At 69.5% G+C, this 17,354-nt stretch carries 13 protein-coding genes and 1 pseudogene; 8 read left to right on the top strand and 6 right to left on the bottom strand.

From position 1 onward, the window contains the following. Positions 1-54: 54 nt before the first annotated feature. The gene (locus ACE101_RS12890) at positions 55-1,755 is read right to left on the bottom strand and encodes an arylsulfatase (protein WP_379129867.1); all 1,701 of its coding nucleotides are present in this window, start codon (positions 1,753-1,755) and stop codon (positions 55-57) included. A gap of 370 nt (positions 1,756-2,125) precedes the next feature. Between ACE101_RS12890 and ACE101_RS12885 the strand changes: the two genes are divergently transcribed. Both ACE101_RS12885 and ACE101_RS12880 read left to right on the top strand, forming a co-directional pair. Beyond that, positions 2,126-3,118 (top strand): SphA family protein, encoded by a 993-nt coding sequence (locus tag ACE101_RS12885; RefSeq protein ID WP_379138633.1) that lies wholly within the window; start codon positions 2,126-2,128, stop codon positions 3,116-3,118. A 175-nt stretch (positions 3,119-3,293) separates the two neighbouring features. Continuing rightward, a complete protein-coding gene (locus ACE101_RS12880; protein ID WP_379129864.1) occupies positions 3,294-4,154 on the top strand; it encodes a S1 family peptidase in 861 nt (286 codons plus the stop codon). A 388-nt stretch (positions 4,155-4,542) separates the two neighbouring features. On the opposite strand, the gene ACE101_RS12875 is transcribed toward ACE101_RS12880, so the two are convergent. After that, on the bottom strand, positions 4,543-5,076 hold the full coding sequence (locus tag ACE101_RS12875) for a DUF1269 domain-containing protein (protein ID WP_379129863.1): 534 nt from the start codon (positions 5,074-5,076) through the stop codon (positions 4,543-4,545). Between the two features lie 404 nt (positions 5,077-5,480). Here ACE101_RS12875 and ACE101_RS12870 point away from each other — a divergent pair. From ACE101_RS12870 to ACE101_RS12845, 6 genes and pseudogenes are all read left to right on the top strand, one after another. Then, positions 5,481-5,963: pseudogene (locus tag ACE101_RS12870) on the top strand (glutaminase); the annotation flags it as partial. Between the two features lie 73 nt (positions 5,964-6,036). Further along, positions 6,037-6,639, top strand: coding sequence for a glutaminase (locus ACE101_RS12865; protein ID WP_379129862.1), 603 nt, complete (start codon positions 6,037-6,039; stop codon positions 6,637-6,639). A 109-nt stretch (positions 6,640-6,748) separates the two neighbouring features. Next, complete coding sequence (locus tag ACE101_RS12860; RefSeq protein WP_379129861.1) at positions 6,749-8,380, top strand: MFS transporter; 1,632 nt, start codon at positions 6,749-6,751, stop codon at positions 8,378-8,380. A 104-nt stretch (positions 8,381-8,484) separates the two neighbouring features. After that, entirely contained in the window at positions 8,485-9,570 is a 1,086-nt protein-coding gene (locus tag ACE101_RS12855) for an efflux RND transporter periplasmic adaptor subunit (RefSeq protein WP_379129860.1), read from the top strand. Next, positions 9,567-12,662, top strand: a complete 3,096-nt coding sequence (locus tag ACE101_RS12850) for an efflux RND transporter permease subunit (protein ID WP_379129859.1) — start codon at positions 9,567-9,569, stop codon at positions 12,660-12,662. Before ACE101_RS12855 ends, ACE101_RS12850 begins: the two co-directional genes overlap by 4 nt. A gap of 16 nt (positions 12,663-12,678) precedes the next feature. Beyond that, positions 12,679-13,887, top strand: coding sequence for an MFS transporter (locus ACE101_RS12845; protein ID WP_379129857.1), 1,209 nt, complete (start codon positions 12,679-12,681; stop codon positions 13,885-13,887). A gap of 160 nt (positions 13,888-14,047) precedes the next feature. Here ACE101_RS12845 and ACE101_RS12840 read toward each other — a convergent pair whose 3' ends face one another. From ACE101_RS12840 to ACE101_RS12825, 4 genes are all read right to left on the bottom strand, one after another. Further along, complete coding sequence (locus tag ACE101_RS12840; protein WP_379129856.1) at positions 14,048-15,496, bottom strand: GntP family permease; 1,449 nt, start codon at positions 15,494-15,496, stop codon at positions 14,048-14,050. A 3-nt stretch (positions 15,497-15,499) separates the two neighbouring features. After that, positions 15,500-16,528: a patatin-like phospholipase family protein gene (locus ACE101_RS12835; protein ID WP_379129854.1), complete on the bottom strand. Its 1,029-nt coding sequence runs from the start codon at positions 16,526-16,528 to the stop codon at positions 15,500-15,502. Between the two features lie 117 nt (positions 16,529-16,645). Continuing rightward, positions 16,646-16,867 carry a response regulator transcription factor gene (locus tag ACE101_RS12830; protein WP_379129852.1) on the bottom strand — a complete coding sequence of 74 codons (222 nt, stop codon included), beginning with the start codon at positions 16,865-16,867 and terminating at the stop codon, positions 16,646-16,648. Continuing rightward, positions 16,849-17,310 (bottom strand): response regulator, encoded by a 462-nt coding sequence (locus ACE101_RS12825; protein WP_379129851.1) that lies wholly within the window; start codon positions 17,308-17,310, stop codon positions 16,849-16,851. Before ACE101_RS12825 ends, ACE101_RS12830 begins: the two co-directional genes overlap by 19 nt. Positions 17,311-17,354: the final 44 nt, after the last annotated feature.

Here is a 17,354-nt window from a genome sequence, read left to right as displayed (position 1 = left end):
CTCGCGGAGGACGTCGAGGGCTTGCCGCCCGTCCTCCGCGCTCGCGTCCGACCGTCACTTCGCTATCGCAGACCTGGCGGCCTGAATCTTCGCCTTGACCGCTTCAAGGTTGAAGCTCGCGCCCTTCTGCATCGGCGGGAACTCGACGGCGGTCATGGCGAGCTTCTCCACCTCCTGCTGGACGAAGACGAAGCGCCAGAACTCGTACAGGAACCAGCTCATGTAGTTCTGCGCTCCGGCCTTGGTCCCGTTGTCGGGCCAGCCGGTCCGCTCGAAGGGGTCGAGCCGCAGATTGGTGATGTAGGGCACGTCAGGCTTCGTCTTGTCGCCCAACCATCCGTCGGGCTGATCGATGAAGCGGTACTTGTAGTCGCCGATCCGCACGGCTCCCAGTTCGCTCTCGCCGAAGTACCAGACTTCGTTGCGCTTCGACGGACCCTTGCCGGTGATCAGGTCCAGTTGATTATAGCCGTCCAAGTGGACCTTGTAGGTCCGATCGCCGATCTGCTTGCCCTTCTTCAGCTCCTCGGCGATGTTCGGGTTGCCTGCGGCCGCCACGAGCGTCGCGAACCAGTCGAGGCCGGAGATGACGCCGTTCTCGACCTTTCCGGCCGGCACCTTGCCCGGCCAGCGGATCATCGCCGGCGCGCGGAAGCCACCCTCCATGACCGTGCCCTTGGACTGCGCGAACGGTGTCTGCCCGCCGTCCGGCCAAGTGAAGACCTCCGTACCGTTGTCCGTCGTGAAGACGACGATGGTGTTGTTGTCGATCCCCAAATCCGTCAATTTCTTCATCATCGCGCCGACGACGTCGTCGAGCTGCGCCATGCCGGCTTCCTGGATGCTCCAGCCGTTCTGAGAGTTGCGCATGCCCTGGTACTTCGGCGACAGGTGCGTGGTGACGTGCATGCGGGTCGGGTTGAGCCAGACGAAGAACGGCTTGCCGTCGGCCTTGGCCTTGTCGATGAACCCGAGCGCCAGGTCGCGGATCTCCTCGTCCACGGTTTCCATCCGCTTCGGGTAGAGGGTGCCGGCATCCTCGATCCGCTGCTTGCCGACCCTGCCCCAGCGCGGGTCTTCGGTGGGATCGTCGACGCTCGTCGCCCACGAATGAACCATGTTGCGCGGGCCGACCCGGCTCAGCAGCTCCTGCGGATAGGCGGGATGGGCCGGGTCCTCCATCGCGTCGAGGTGGTAGAGATAGCCGAAGAACTCGTCGAAGCCGTGTACCGTCGGCAGGAACTCGTTCTTGTCGCCCAGGTGGTTCTTGCCGAACTGGCCCGTGGCGTAGCCCATGCCCTTCAGCGCGGTGGCGATGGTCACGGCCTCCGCCGGAATGCCGATCGGGGCGCCGGCTTGGCCGACCGTCGTCATGCCGGTCCGGATCGGCAGCTCGCCGGTGATGAAGGCCGCCCGCCCCGCCGTGCAGCTCGCCTCCGCGTAGTAGTCGGTGAACAGCATGCCCTCGGCGGCGAGCCGGTCGAGATGGGGCGTCCGTCCGGCCATCATGCCGCGATGGTAGGCGCCGATGTTCCAGATGCCGATGTCGTCGCCCATGATGACGAGGATGTTCGGTTGCCCGGCGGCCGGTTGCTGCTGGGGTTGTGGCTGGGCCTGCGTGTCCGTGGTGCTGGCGGCCGAGACCAACGCGGCCGCCGCGAGGGCCGACGACCCGGTGAGAAGAATGTTGCGGCGGCTGAGAGCGTGCCCCTCGCCGGAGGCCCCCTGGTTCACCTCGTGCGTGTCGCTACTCATGGCTGAATCCTCTCCCTGATGAGGGCCCGGAAGCCCCCGTGGCTCATGGACGTGTCGGTGGGGTGAGGGTGACGGGCCAGTCGCGCCGGCCGTCGTTCGGCGCGCGGAAGTGCTGCGGATCGGCCGGCGTCACGGTATCAGCGCCCCGACACCATGCTTGACCCCATGTGACACACCAGCGGAATTTTCCGTGCCAATTCCCAAGCTGATGGAGGCGGTCATGGCCGCATCGGCGAAGAAAATTAAAGAATGATAGGCAACGGGCGCGCAACTGGACCAGCTTGGCCATTGCAAATTAAACCAGGTTGTGGAATCCTGAAGCATCCTCATAGGTTTTGGAGGCGCAGCCGTGCCTGGAACTTGGCGGACGATTGGCTTCGCAGCTGCCTGCGCCACGGGACTACTGGCCACGCCGGGCGCTCAGGCCGCCGAGTCGGCCCAGGGCGTTTACGTGCTCGGCAATCGTGGTCCGCTCGCAGGCGTGACGCCGCCGCCCGGCTTCTACTTCGAGAGCGAAACCTACTACTATTCGGGCAATCTCGGCGGAGGGCGCGCCTTCCAGAGCGGCGGCGTCGTCGCCGCGAACGTCAAGCTCGACATGAGCGCGAACTTCGCGACGCCGATCTGGGTCACGCCGGTCGAGGTTTTGGGCGGAAACCTTGGCTTCTCCGTAACCATCCCGTTCGGCACGCCCAACGTGAGCGCCGGCACGGTCCTGTTCTCCCCGCGCATCGACCGCATCATCGCCGGGCACGAGCGGGACGCCAACTTCAACGTCGGCGACATCTATCTCTCCTCGTTCGTCGGCTGGCACTCCGGCAACTTCCACTGGAGCTTCACGCTCCTCGGCGTCGTGCCGTCCGGCTCCTACGAGACCGGCCAGCTGTCCAACATCTCGCTCAATCGCCCGGCGCTCGATTTCAGCGGCGCGCTCACCTACCTCGATCCCGTCCTGGGCTACGAGCTCTCGGTTGTGCCGGGCGTCACCTTCAACTGGATCAACCCGGCGACCCAATACCTCACCGGCACCGAGTTCCATCTGGAATGGTCGGCCTCGAAGTATCTGACCAAGGAATTGTCGGTCGGTCTCGTCGGCTATTATTACAACCAGCTCACCGGCGACAGCGGCTCCGGCGACCGGATCGGCCCGTTCAAGGGGCGCACGACGTCTCTTGGCGGACAGATCGGCTACACGTTCAAGCTGGGCGAGATCCCGGTTTCCACCAACGTCCGGTTCTTCCGCGAGTTCGACGTCAAGAATCGCTTCGCCGGGACGGCCACTTACCTGACGATCTCGGCGCCGCTCTGGGTCGCGCCGCCGAAGCCGGTGGCCGAAGCCAAGCCGGTTGCGGCGAAGTTTTGATGCCGGATGCGGGGCGCCTTGCTCCGCCGGCGACGGGGCGAGCCGGGATCTCGCGCGAATCGGCGCGCCCAGCCGCCAGGAACATCCGGCGGCTTCCCGGGGTTGAGAGCGCAAACCTGGACCTGCCCGTCTACGTCGTTCCGATGTTCCGCAGCTCCAGCTGCGGAAGATGGGGATGTGCATGGTCGTACCATGGCAGGTCCGGAGAAGGCTGTGCGTCCTCGGCCTGGCGCTGATCCCGCCCATCGCCGGCCTCGGCCCACCTGCCGCCGCTCGTGCCGATACCCAGGAGCAGACTGGCTCCTGCGTCGATCCTTCGCTGGCCACCCGGGCCGTCGTCAGCGTCTCCCGGTACTTCACCGAGCCTCTGCACGAGGCAGGCGGGGATGTCGTCGGGGAGCAGGCGACGGCATGGTTCTACACCTCGCCCCGGCTGCTGGTGACCGCCGCGCACTTCGCGAACGATCTCCCCGATGGGGCTTGGCAGGAGGTCGAGTTGCGTCAGGCCGGCCGCGAGGGGGAGCCGGAGACTGCGACGCGGGTCCGGCTCCGGGTGGCCGTCAAGGGCAAGATCTCCGAAGGTCCCAGGCGCGGGCCGGGCCCCACCGGCTTGGCGAACGACGTGGCCATCATGGAACTGGACGACCCCTTCCCGAATGCGGCCGTGCTCGACGTGCAATTGACGATCCCGGCACAGAACGCATCCGTCCTGATCTTGGGCTACGCGGACGGACGGATGCAGGCTGCGCGCGGCGTCGTGCGCCGGGCCGGCGAGGCCGCGGGTCGCTATGCCGGCTTGGCTCTCATTGAGGTCCAGGGGTCCAACCGCCTCCTTCTCAACGGAGGCGCCTCCGGGGCACCGGTGCTCGACTGCGCCAAAGGGGCGGTGGTCGCGGTGCTCAACGGCCTCCTGACAAGCCCCTCCCTGCCGTTCCTGCCGCCGCAACACGCCGTGATCCCGACGCCCTGGGGCAGCCCGACGAACACGGCTGTCCCGGCCGCGACCTTGGCCGCCATCCGGAACTGCATCCCGTAGGACGAGGCGCGGCGCGGCTCGCCCCCGGCTTCCTCGACCGTGAGCCGGCCCGGCGCCCGGCAGCCAGCAAGCTCAGCGCCACGTACACACGCGGCGCCCCCTGCGCCACCAGCACACCCGGCGGCGACGGCGGCGGCGACGGGGCGGCACGACCACGACCTGCGCCTGCTCAATCAAGCCGTCGTCGGGTTGCGAAGGCCATGCGCCGGCAGCCGGTGGCGGCAGGGCCCGTGCGGCATCGGGGAGGACGACACAGCCCAGCACCCCTGCCGCTGCGTAGCAGGCCGATCCTCGAAACAGAGCGCGACGGTTCATCGCTGGCATCTCGACGCTCCTGTCTGGCGATGGCGGAACGGCACGGGCAGGACGCGATCCTGCGTCTCGCGACCTATGCCGGCGCGGGGGCGGCCGGGGCCGCCACGGGCGTGGCGGCCGTGGCGCATGCGGCGAGCGCCTCGCGAAGAGCGGCCTCCTTGGTCTCGTCGAAGGACGTGCGCATGACCGTACCACCGACGCCACGCAGGTCGGCGAGCACTTTGTCGGTGGTCATCCGCCGCACGAGGAGGAACAGACCGGCCGTGCCGGGCTGCAGGGCGCCCGCCGCGTCCTTCATGAACTGATCGTTGATGCCGACATCCGTCAATCGACCCGCGAGCGCGCCGGAGGCGGCTCCGACTGCCGTGCCCAGCAGCGGCATAAGGAAGATGAACCCGATGAGTGTGCCCCACAGGCCGCCGGATGCCGCCCCGGCCGCGGTCATGTTCATCATCTGATTGAGCTTGATCTGACCGTCCGCCGTTTTGACGGCGACCACGGCATCGCCCAATTCGATGAGATATTCCCGCTGAAGCGCCAGGATCTGACGCCGGACCTGTTCCGCCTTGTCTTCGGACGGAAACGCGATGAAGACGAGATCACTCATCGTCTCTCTCCCCGTTGGCCGGGACCGGACGAGCTTGCCGATGGCCCCGGAACACGACCGTGGGACGGCAACCGAGGTGCCGCCGTCCCAAGATCCGCGCCAAGATCCGCGCACCAAAGATCCGCGCAGTCAGGTGACGTATCCGGGGTTCGGCGACGACGCGCGAACATCGCACGAAGCCGCCGGCCTCAATGAGGATTCTTCTTGCTCCTCATGATGGTGGCGCAGCGTATTCGCGAAAGAATGGCGGCGTCAAGCCTCGGGATATACCGTGTCATCTGCCTCGCCTGCATCGATCATGCTCGGGATTTTCCCGATCGTCAGATCGGGAAAATCCCTATCGCACCGTGAGGAAATTCCCTGCTTGACGCTCGGCTCAGGGGAGACACTCTAGCGGCCCTCGTATGGGAATCGACGCAGGCGGCAAGTCAGCCGATGCCGTCGAAGATGCCCGGTCGATCGGGACGAACGGGCAGCGCAGGAGCCGATCGCGATCGGGCGCGGCACGGCATGTCCGTGTCAGATCGGCTGCCTCCCGCCGGACTCGCATGACGGAGGCGCTCATGAGCACGCTCGATGTGGTCTCCGCGTCGAACGCTCCCCTCTACGTCTCGACGGGGCATCTGCCGCCCTCCGATGCGATGCGTGCGCTCATCCTGGAAGCCCATGACCGCTACAGGTCGAACGAGGATGGGGAAATCTCCCAGGTATACCCGGCCCTGTCCCGGGTTCGGGGTGATCTCTTCGGCATCTGCGTGGCCGGGACGGACGGTGAATTGTACGCCGTCGGCGACACGGCCCACGAATTCTCGATCATGAGCGTCTCGAAGCCATTCGTGTTCGCGCTGGTCTGCGACGCGTTGGGGGCGATCGCTGCGCGGCGGCAGCTCGGCGTGAATGCCACCGGCCTGCCGTTCAACTCGCTCGGTGCGGTCGAGGGGGGACGGCCGCACCAATCCCATGGTGAATGCGGGCGCCATCGCGACCACCGCGCTCGTGCCGGGAGCCGACGCCGCCGAGAAATGGGCCGCCATCCAGGACGGCCTGTCGCGGTTCGCGGGCCGGCGTCTTCACCTCGACGAGGAGGTCTACGCCTCCGCCTGCGAGACGAACTTCCGCAACCGCGGCATCGCCCACCTCCTGCGCAGCCTCGGCAGGATCGCGGGCGATCCGACCGAGGTGACCGATCTCTACACGCGCCAATGCTCCCTGAACGTCACCGCGCAGGATCTCGCGGTGATGGGGGCGACGCTCGCCGATGGCGGCGTGAATCCGGTCACCCGCCAGCGGGTCGTCGATGCGGAGACCTGCCACTTCGTCCTCGTCGTGATGGCCACGGCTGGCCTCTACGAGACGTCCGGGGACTGGCTCTACGAGATCGGGCTGCCCGGGAAGAGCGGCATCGGCGGCGGCATCGTCACCGTATCCCCGGGAAAGGGCGGCCTCGGGACCTTCGCGCCGCGCCTCGACCGCGCCGGCAACAGCGTGAAGGGCCAGCTCGTCGCCCGGCACCTGTCCCGGCGGCTCGGCATGGATCTGTTCGTCTCGAAGCCCGAGGCGTGATCGCCGCCCGGGAGGCTGCCGAATCAGGAGGGCTGGGATCATGCTCCGACAAGCGGCTCCGGGCTCCGTGTCCGCCTCTGGCGCGGAGCCACACGCGTCGTGGGTGCCGATGATCACCATCGCGTTCGGCCAGATGCTGATGTCGTTCAACGTCGCATCCCTGCCGGTGGCGCTGGGCGGCATGGTGAAGAGCTTCAACGTCCCGCCGACGACGGTCGCCACCGCCATCGTCATGTACTCGATGGCGGTCGCCGGCCTCGTGATGCTGGGCGCCAAGCTGAACCAGCGCTACGGGGCGCCGCGGGTCTTTCGCGCCGTGGTGGTCGTGTTCGGCCTCGCCCAGGTTCTCATGACGTTCAGCCCCACCGCCACCCTGATGATCACCGCGCAGGGGATCAGCGGCATGGCGGGGGCGGCGCTGGTTCCGTCCCTGGTCGCGCTCATCGCCAACGAGTACCGCGGCAGGCAGCAGGCGACGGCCCTCGGCGCGCTCGGCTCCGCCCGGGCCGCGGCCGGTGTGGCGGCCTTCCTGATCGGCGGCATCCTCGGCACCTATATCGGCTGGCGCCCGGTCTTCGGGATCCTGATCGTCCTGTCCGCCATCGTCGTCCTCCTCAGCTTCCGTCTCAATCCGGAGCGGGGCCGGCCGGACGTGGCCATCGACACGGTCGGGGTGGTGCTCGCCGCGGTGGCCGTTCTCCTCCTCAGCTTCGGGTTCAACAATCTCAACCGCTGGGGTCTGGGCCTCGCCCTTCCAGGCGCGCCCTTCACCCTTCTCGGCCTGTCGCCGGCGCCGGTCATGATCGTGCTGGGGCTGGCCTTCGGCCAGATCTTCCTGTCGTGGACGCATCGGCGCCAGGAGGCGGGGCGGACGCCCCTGCTGGCGCTTCAAGTGATCGATTCACCGCAGGAGCGCGCCGCGGTCTACGCCATGTTCTCGGTCGTGGCCCTCGAAGCGGCCCTCAATTTCTCGGTCCCGCTCTACATCCAGATCGTGCAGGGCCGCACGCCGCTCGCCACGGCCATCGCGATGCTGCCGTTCAACTTGTCGGTGTTCTTCGCGGCCCTGCTGATCACCCGCCTGTACGACCGGTTCACGCCGCGCCAGATCGGCCGCGCCGGCTTCATTCTGTGCAGCGTCGCGCTGCTGTGGCTCGCCTTCGTGGTGTTCAACGACTGGAGCGAGCTTCCGGTGCTGATCGGCCTCGTCCTGTTCGGCATCGGGCAAGGGTCGCTCGTCACGCTCGTCTTCAACGTGCTCGTGACGGCTTCGCCCAAGGAACTGGCCGGCGACGTCGGATCCCTGCGGGGAACGACCAACAATCTCGCCGCAGCGGTGGGCACCGCCGTGGCGGGGGCGCTGCTCGTCGGGCTTCTCAGCACCGCCGTCCTGCGCAGCCTCGCGGAGCACCCGACGCTCCCGCCCGCGCTCCAGTCGCAGGTCGATCTCGACAACATCACCTTCGTGAGCAACGACCGGCTGCGCGGCGTCATGGCCGCCACGACCGCGACCCCGGAACAGGTCGACGAGGCGGTCCGGGTCAACACGGAGGCGCGCCTGCGGGCGCTGAAGATCGGCTTCCTGATCATGGCGGCGCTGTCGCTCCTGTCGATCATTCCGGCTGGCCGCCTGCCTCCCTACAGGCCCGGCGAGATCCCCGGCAGCGAGCCCGAGCGCGCGGCCGGGACGGAGCCCGCCCCGGCGGAATCCCCGACCGGCGCGATCGCCAACCCGGCCTGACGTCGGCGCGAGCCTGCACCCGTCCGCGCCACCGGCGCTCCCCATCCCGGGCGGGATGGGGAGCCGGGACGACGAACCTGTTCTGAATGGGGTTGGGAAGGGCCATGCTCGTGCAACGCCACCGGCTCCCGGCGCCGGCCGCCGCGGCGCTGCTGCTGCTCAGCGGGTGCAACGACCCCGCCCCCCCGGCGACCGGCGAGATCAGGCCGGTCCGGGTCGTGACGGTGGACCAGCGGAACGACGGCGAGGACGTGTCCCTGACCGGCACCGTCCAGCCGCAGGTGGAGGTCAACCTCGCCTTCCGCATCGACGGGCGGATGATCGAACGCCGCGTCTCGGTGGGCGACGGGGTCACGGCCGGCCAGATCGTGGCCCGCCTCGATCCCGAGAACGAGCGGAACGCGGTCCGGGCCGCCCAGGCTGCCGTCGTGGCGGCCACGGGCCAGTCCGACGAGGCCCGGAACAACTATGAGCGGCAGCGCGAGTTGCTCGCGGGCGGCTGGACGACGCGCGTCCGCTACGATCAGGCGCTTCAGCTTCAGAACACCACGCGCGCCCAGCTCGACGCCGCCGAGGCACAGCTCCGCATCGCGGAGGAGCGCGCCGGCGACACCGAACTCAGGGCCGACGCGCCGGGGACGGTGACGCAGCGCGGGGCCGAGCAGGGCGAGATCGTCCGCGCGGGCCAGATGATCGTGCAGATCGCCCGGCAGGACGGGAAGGACGCCGTGTTCGACGTGCCGGCCTCGATCAAGGACCGGGCGCCGGCCGATCCCGCGATCACGGTGGCCCTGACGATGGACGCGGCGGTCACGGCCCGCGGCCGTGTGCGGGAGATCGCGCCGCGGGCGGATCCGGTCACGGGAACATTCCAGGTGCGGGTCGGGCTGACCGATCCGCCGCCGCAGATGCGGCTCGGCGCGGCCGTGACCGGCCGGATGCGGATCGGCCGCGACGGCGGGCTGGAGATCCCCGCATCGGCGCTCCTGTCGGAGGGGGAGCACCCGGCCGTCTGGATCGTGGATCCGGCCACCATGACGGTCGGCCTGCGCACCGTCGAGCTCGCCCGCTTCGACCAGTCCCGCGCCCTCGTCGCCCGCGGCCTTGCACCGGGCGATGTCGTCGTGACCGCCGGGGTCCACGCGCTGCGGCCCGGCCAGAAGGTGCGCCTCCTCGGAGCGGCGTCATGATCGGCCCCAACCTCGCGGAGTGGTCGGTCCGGCGCCCCTCGATCGTGATCTACCTGATGCTCGCCTCGATCCTCGCCGGCGTCGTCACCTATGCGCGCCTCGGCCGGTCCGAGGACCCGGCCTTCACCTTCCGCACGATGATCGTCCAGGCCGCCTGGCCGGGCGCCACGATCGAGGACACGCTGCGGCAGGTCACCGAGCGGATCGAGCGCGCCGTCCAGGAGACCCCGCATCTCGATACCGTGCGCAGCTTCACCCGGCCCGGCGTGGCGACGATCTTCGTCGACCTGAAGGGCTCCACCCCGCCCGGGCGGGTTCCGGACCTCTGGTATCAGGTCCGCAAGCGCGTCGGCGACATCCGCCACACCCTGCCGGCCGGCCTCGTCGGGCCGGGCTTCAACGACGATTTCGGCGATACCTACGGCATCATCTACGGGTTCACGGCCGACGGTTTCACCCATCGCGAGCTGCGCGACACCGTCGAGGACATCCGCTCGCGTCTCCTCCTGGTCGAGGACGTCTCGAAGATCGAGGTGCTCGGCGCGCAGGACGAGCGGATCTTCCTGGAGTTCTCGACCGAGCGCCTCGCCGCCCTCGGGCTCGACTACCCGTCGCTCATCGCCATGCTGCGGGCCCAGAACGTCGTGCGCCCGGCCGGAACCATCGAGACGGGCAAGGAGCAGCTCTCCGTCCGGGTTTCGGGGGCGTTCGAGACGGTCGGGGATGTCGAGGCCGTCAACCTCGTGGCCGGCGGGCGGATGATCCGCCTCACCGATGTCGCGCAGGTGCGGCGCAGCTACGCCGATCCCCCGCAGCCGCTCTTCCGGGTCAACGGACAGCCCGCGATCGGCCTCGCGATCGCGATGCGGGATGCCGGAGACATCCTCGCCCTCAAGCGCGGGCTCGGGCGCGAGATGCGGGAGATCTCCGCCGGGCTGCCGGTCGGGATCGAGCCGGTCCTGGTCGCCGATCAGGCCCGGACGGTCAGCACGGCGATCGGCGAATTCACGACCTCGCTGTGGCAATCGATCCTGATCATCATCGTGGTCAGCTTCATCAGCCTCGGCCTCGGGCCGGGCGCCGTCGTCGCCTGCTCGATCCCGCTCACCCTCGCGATCGTGTTCCCCCTGATGGCGTGGGCCGGGATCGACCTGCACCGCGTCTCCCTGGGAGCCCTCATCATCGCGCTGACGCTGCTCGTCGACGATGCGATGACCACGGTGGATTCCATGCTGCGGCGCCTCGCGGCGGGGGATTCCTCCCACGACGCCGCGACCTACGCCTACCGCACGCTCGCCACGCCGATGCTCGCCGGGACGCTCGTCACCATCGCGGGCTTCGTTCCGATCGGGTTCGCGAGGAGCACGGCGGGCGAGTACACCTTCTCCATCTTCGCCGTCGTGGCGATCGCCCAGGTCGTGTCGTGGTTCGTGGCGGTGATCTTCGCGCCGCTGATCGGGGTCGCGATCGTGCGGGCGCCGCGGCAGCCGGCGGATGCGGAGCCCGGGCGGCTCGCGCGCCTCTACGTCGCGTTCCTGCGGGCCGCCATGCGGCGGCGCTGGCTGACGATCGCCGTCACGCTCGCGGCCTTCGCGGCGGCGGTCGTGGCGGTCCGCTTCGTGCCCCAGCAGTTCTTCCCGGCCTCCGACCGGACCGAACTCGTCGTCGATCTCACGCTGCCCCAGGGAGCGTCCATCCACGCGAGCGACGATGCCGCCAAGCGCCTCGACCGGTTCCTCAAGGATCGCCCGGAGGACGTGGCGCGCTGGAGCACCTATGTGGGCCGCGGCGCGATCCGCTTCTACCTGCCGCTCAACGTCCAGCTCCCGAACGACTTCTTCGCGCAGGCCGTCATCGTCGCGCGCGACGTGCCGGCGCGGGACCGCTTGCGGGAGCGGCTCCAAGCCTTCCTGGCGGAGGAGCTGCCCGAGGTGGTCGCACGGGTCTACCCGCTCGAACTCGGCCCGCCGGTCGGCTGGCCGATCCAGTACCGCGTCACCGGCCCGGACATCACGACGGTCCGCTCCATCGCCGTGCGGGTCGCGCAGGCGGTCGCGGGCCATCCGGGGGTGCGAAACGTCAATTTCGACTGGATGGAGCCGCGCCGCCAGTTCCGGATCGAGGTCGATCAGGATCAGGCCCGCCTGCTCGGGCTGAGTTCGGAGAGCCTCGCGGCGACGCTGAACGCGGCGGTGGCCGGCGCGGTGATCACGCAGGTCCGGGACGACATCTACCTCGTGGACGTGGTGGCGCGCGCGACGGGGGAGGAGCGTGCCTCCGTGGCATCGCTGCAGGGTCTGCAGGTGCCCCTGCCCGGCGGCCGGACCGTGGCGCTCAGTCAGTTCGCGCGGTTCGGCTACGCGCAGGAGATGCCGCTCGTCTGGCGCCGCAACCGGCTGCCGACCCTGACGGTGCGGGCCGACGTCGCTCCGGGCGTCCTGGCGGAGGCGGCGGTGTCCGACCTCGCGCCGGTCATGCAGGGGGTGAGCGCCGGTCTCCGCGCGCCCTATCGCCTGGAGACCGGCGGGATCGCCGAGGAGAGCGCGCGGTCGCGGGCCTCGGTCCTGGCCGTGGTGCCCGTCATGCTGCTCATGACGCTGACCATCCTGATGTTCCAGCTCGGCAGCTTCGCGCGCACCGTCCTGGTCCTCGCGGTCGTCCCCCTCAGCGTGATCGGCGTGGTGCTGGCCCTGCTGGTGTTCCGCCAGCCGCTCGGCTTCGTCGCCATCCTGGGAATCCTGTCGCTGATCGGCATGGTCGCCCGCAACGCGGTGATCCTGCTCACCCAGATCGAGGCCTGCCGGGCGGAGGGCGACGCCGTCTGGACCGCGGTCGTCAATGCGAGCCTGTCGCGGGCCCGGCCCATCCTCCTCACGGCCGGCTCCACCGTGCTGGGCATGCTCCCGATCGCCCCCACGGTGTTCTGGGGGCCGATGGCGATCGCCGTGATGGGCGGGCTGCTCGTCGCGTCCCTGCTCACCCTGGTCCTCCTGCCGACGCTCTACGTGACGTGGTTCCGCGCCCGGGAGCCCAAGCCGCCCCTGGCCGTCCCGCAGGCCGGTCGGGCCGTGCCGGCGCAGGACACGCCGTGATGGAGGAGGCGCCGTGATGGGAGAGGCCGAGAGCTGCGTCGCGCCGCCGGCCGCACGGGGACGACGCGCCTATCCGCTCCTCCTCGCGGCGCACGCGCTCGCACTGCTCAGCACGGGGCTCGCAACCGTCGCGCTCTCCCTCCTCGCCTTCAGCCTCGCGGGCGCCGACGCGGGCGTCGTTCTCGGCAACGCCCTCGCGATCAAGATGCTGACCTACGCGCTCGCCGCGCCGCTGATGGCGGCCTTCGTCGGCCGCTTCCCGCGCCGGAGCCTGTTCGTGACACTCAACCTCGTGCGGGCCGCCGCCATCCTGATGCTGCCCTTCGTGACCCGGGTGATGGACCTCTATCTCATCGTGGTGCTGTTTCAGCTCGCCTCCGCGGCCTTCACCCCGGCCTATCAGGCGACGCTCCCGGACCTCCTCCCGGACGAGGGCGCGTATCTGCGCGCGCTCTCGCTGTCCCGCACGATCAGCGAGCTGGAGGCCGTGGCGAGCCCGATGCTCGCGGCAAGCCTCCTGCTGATCGTCGATGCGCGGGGATTGTTCGGAGGAGCGGCCCTCGGCTTCGTCCTGGCCGCGGCGGTCACCGTGGCGGCCCCCCTGCCCTCGCCCGACCGCCGCGCGGCTGCCGACCTCCGACAGCGCGTGACGCGGGGATGGCACATCTTCCTCGGGACGCCGCGGCTGCGCGCCCTGATCGTCCTCAACCTCGCGGTCGCCCTCGCATCGGCCATGGTGGCGGTGAACACCGTGGTGTTGGTGCAGGACCGGCTCGGGCTCGGCGAGCGCGAGACGGCCATCGCCCTGACCTGCTTCGGGACGGGCTCGATGGTCGGGGCGCTGCTCATGCCGCACCTGCTGCGGCGGATCGCCGACCGGACCGTGATGCTCGCGGGCGCGGGCGCCGCCGGCGCGGCGCTCGGCATCGCCCCGCTGATCCTCGGCTACGCGACGCTGCTGCCGCTCTGGTTCGCGCTCGGCCTGTCCTGCGGCCTCGCCCACACGCCGGCCGGAAACCTGCTGCGCCGGTCCGGATCGCCCGGGGAGAAGCCGGCCCTCTACGCGGCGCAATTCGCGCTCTTCAACCTCTGCCTCGCCATCGGGTCCGCGGTCGCGGGCCGGCTCGGCAGCGCCATCGGGTTGCTGGGGGACTTCCTGGCGCTCGCGTGCCTCGTGACGATCTGCGTGGCCGTGGCGGCGCGAGCGTGGCGGACGCCCGATTGATACGGTTTCCGGACGATCACTTTCGGAAACCGTATCACGAGCCCGCGCGGCGCCTGAGCGAGGCCGGTTTCCGCATCGCGAAGCGATCATCCGGAAACCGTATGAGACGATCCTCCGCTTGATCACGGCGGGAGCCCGCACCGATCGGCCTGCGCGGTCCTCAGAACGAGCCGACGGCCCCGCCGAGCGCGATCACCACGACGAGGGCGGCGAGCGCGCTCGCCACGCTGACCATCACGATGTCGACGTAGCTGCGCGCATGCGTCGAGCCGCACACCGCCAGGAGCGTGACCACGGCGCCGTTGTGCGGCAGGCTGTCGAGCGTGCCCGCGCCGATCACCGCCACGCGGTGCAGGAGGCCCGGATCGATCCCGTGCTCGGCGGCAAGCCGCAGGTAGGTCGGTCCCAGGGCATCGAGCGCGATCGTCAGGCCGCCGGAGGCCGAGCCCGTGAGCGCGGACAGGATGTTGGTGGCGACCGCGAGGGAGACCAGGGGGCCGCCCTCGATCCCGACCACCCAATCGCGGACGAGCGCGAAGGCCGGCAGGGCCGCGATCACCGCTCCGAACCCGACGAGGCTGGCGACGCTGAAGGCCGGGAGCACGGCCGCGTTCGCACCCGCATCCACGCTCTCGCGCAGGGCCGGCAGGCGCCGCCCGCTCACCCCGATGAGCACGAGGATCGCCGCCGTCAGCGCCACCGCGACCGACCAGACCCCCGCGACCGCCGCGAGCGACGTCTCGCCCCAGCGCGGCTGCGCGAGGAACCCGGTGTCCATCCGCGGCAGGACCACGAACGACATCAGCAGGTTCACGGCGATCACGACGGCGAGCGGGAGCAGCGCGAGCCGGACCGGCAGGGGCACCGGCGCCGGCGCCGCGTTCAGGGCCTCGGGCGGATCGAACGCGCAGGCCGTGGCCGCCCGCTCCCGCAGGAGGGACGCCTCTCCGGGCCGGATCGGCGGCGCCTCCTCGCCGAAGCCCTCGTCGCGCCGGCGCGCCGCGGCGGCAGCGCGTGCGAGCCACCACAAGCCGAAGCCCAGCATGATCGCCGAGGCCAGGATGCCGAGGCCTGGGGCGGCGAAGGGCGTCGTGCCGAAGAACGGCATCGGAATCGCGTTCTGGATCGCCGGCGTGCCCGGCATCGCCGACATGGTGAATGTCGAGGTGCCCAGGGCGATCGCGGCCGGCATCAACCGGCGCGGGATGGAGGCGGAGCGGAACAGGGCTTCGGCCATCGGCGCGAGCACGAAGAAGGCGACGAACAGGCTGACGCCGCCATAGGTGACGACGGCCCCCGCCAGCACGACCGCCAGCACGGCCCGTTGCGGGCCGAGCCGCCCGGTCAGCCACTGCGCGATGGCCGACACCGAGCCGCTGTCCTCCATCAGCTTGCCGAACAGGGCGCCGAGGAGGAACAGGGGGAAGAACTGCGCCAGGAAGCCGGCGGCGCTGCCCATGAAGGTCTGCGTCCAGTGGGCCAGGAGCGGCTCGCCCGCGAAGGCCGCCGCCAGCAGGGCCGCCAGCGGTGCGAGCAGCAGGACGCTCCAGCCCCGGAACGCCAGCCAGACCAGCAGCGCGAGGGCGAGGATGATGCCGAGCAATCCCATCCCTCACGCCCCGTCCAGCAGGCGGTCGATGTCGAGGGTCGAGCGCTGCCCGAGATCGCTGCCGCGTTCGGCGAGGAAGGCGTCGGCGGCGCGGCGCCCCTCCCGGTGCAGCAGGGCCAGGAAGGCAGCCTCGGCGTTGAGCTTCGACGAGGCGCCGAACTCCGTCAGCCGATCGCTGCGGACGAGATGGATGCGCATCCGAGCCCAATGCGCCGTCTCCTCCCCGCCCGGATCAGCCACTTGGCGAAGCAGCGCGATCATGCGCAGCTCCTTCAGCAGCACCGCATTGAACGAGACCTCGTTCACGCGGTTGAGGATGTCGCGCGCCGTGCGGGGCAGTTCCGGCCGCTCGACCGGGTTGATGGCCACGAGGATGATGTCATCCGCCACACATTCCCTGACCAGGGGCGTGATGGTCGGGTTGCCCGCGTAGCCGCCGTCCCAATACGCCTCGCCCGCGATCATCGCGGCCTGGAACAGGGTGGGAAGGCAGGCCGAGGCGATCAGGACCTCCGGGGAGAGTTCCGCGTTGCGAAACACGCGCGGCCGGCCGGTCCGCACATTGGTGGCGGTGATGAACAGCTTGATCGGCGCATGGGCCAAGCGGTCGAAATCCACCGTCGCCGCGAGGATCTCCGCCAGCGGGTTCGCCGCACCGAGGTCGTAGGGCGAGAACACGCGCGCCATCAGGTCGAGGGCGAGGTAGACCGGGGAGTGGTCGAGGGTCCAGCGGCCCAGGAGAACGTCGAGCGGACTTCGCTGCAGGGGGCTGAGCGCGGCGGCCTCCGCGACCCGCTGCCAGAACCGGGCCAGCGCCTCGCGCGCGCCGGCGCGCCCGGCGCGCGCGTAGCCGTCCACCATCACGGCGGCATTCATGGCACCGGCCGAGGTGCCCGAGATGCCCTCGATCTCGATCCAGGGCTCCTCGAGAAGACGATCGAGAACCCCCCAGGTGAACGCCCCGTGCGACCCGCCGCCCTGCAATGCGAGGTCGACCAGCTGCCGGGGACGCGGCTCCACGCTCTGGCTCATCCCGGATCCCCCCGGCCGCTCGGATTGCGTCGATCTCACGCCGCGCCACCGGACCGGCGCGCCAACTCATCCCGGCGACGGATGCCGCAGCGGCCGCGACATGTCGGAGGAGCAACTTCAGGGGGTGACCAGCTTGCACCGGATCGCGTATCTGACCAGTTCCGCGATGGTTCTGATCTTGAGCTTGTGCATCGCCGAAGCCTTGTGCGCCTCGACGGTCTTGGGACTCAGGCCGAGCTTCTCGGCGATGTCCTTGATGCTGCACGCCTCCGCGATCAGGCGGATCACCTGCCTCTCCCTCTGTGTCAGCACCGAGCGCCTCAGGGGGCGCTCGCCCATTCCTCGATGAGCGACGTCGAAACCGTCGTGCTGAAATAGGTCCTGCCGCTTGCCAAGGCATCCAAGGCCAGGAGCATGTGGTCCACGGCTTCACTCTTCAGAAGGTAGGCGCGCGCGCCGGCCTCCAAGGTCTCGCGCATCAAATCCCTCTCGACGTACTGCGTGAGGATCATGATCTGAGTGTACGGATGCGCGCACCTGATATCGGATACGATCGCCGCCCCGCCGAGATAGTTCGGCAAATAATCCAGTATGACTACGTCGGGGTTTATTGTCTTCGTGATCTCTATGGTGGAAGCCGCATCAGCTGCTTCGGCGCAGATCTCATGACAGGTGGATTTTTCCAATACAGAGCGGATGCCCCGCCTGACGATATCGTTCTCGTCTGCAATGAGCACGCGCATCGTGCAACCTTCGCGCATGTCGGGATGGCGGGCGCGCACGTGATAACAGCTCGGCATTACGTGACCAATAACAAAGGTTGCTC

Origin of the sequence: Methylobacterium carpenticola (assembly GCF_042748905.1) — a bacterium.
GTDB lineage: Bacteria > Pseudomonadota > Alphaproteobacteria > Rhizobiales > Beijerinckiaceae > Methylobacterium > Methylobacterium carpenticola.
The sequence above is the reverse complement of the archived record's forward strand: the minus strand, read 5'-3'. Positions and strand labels throughout refer to the sequence as shown.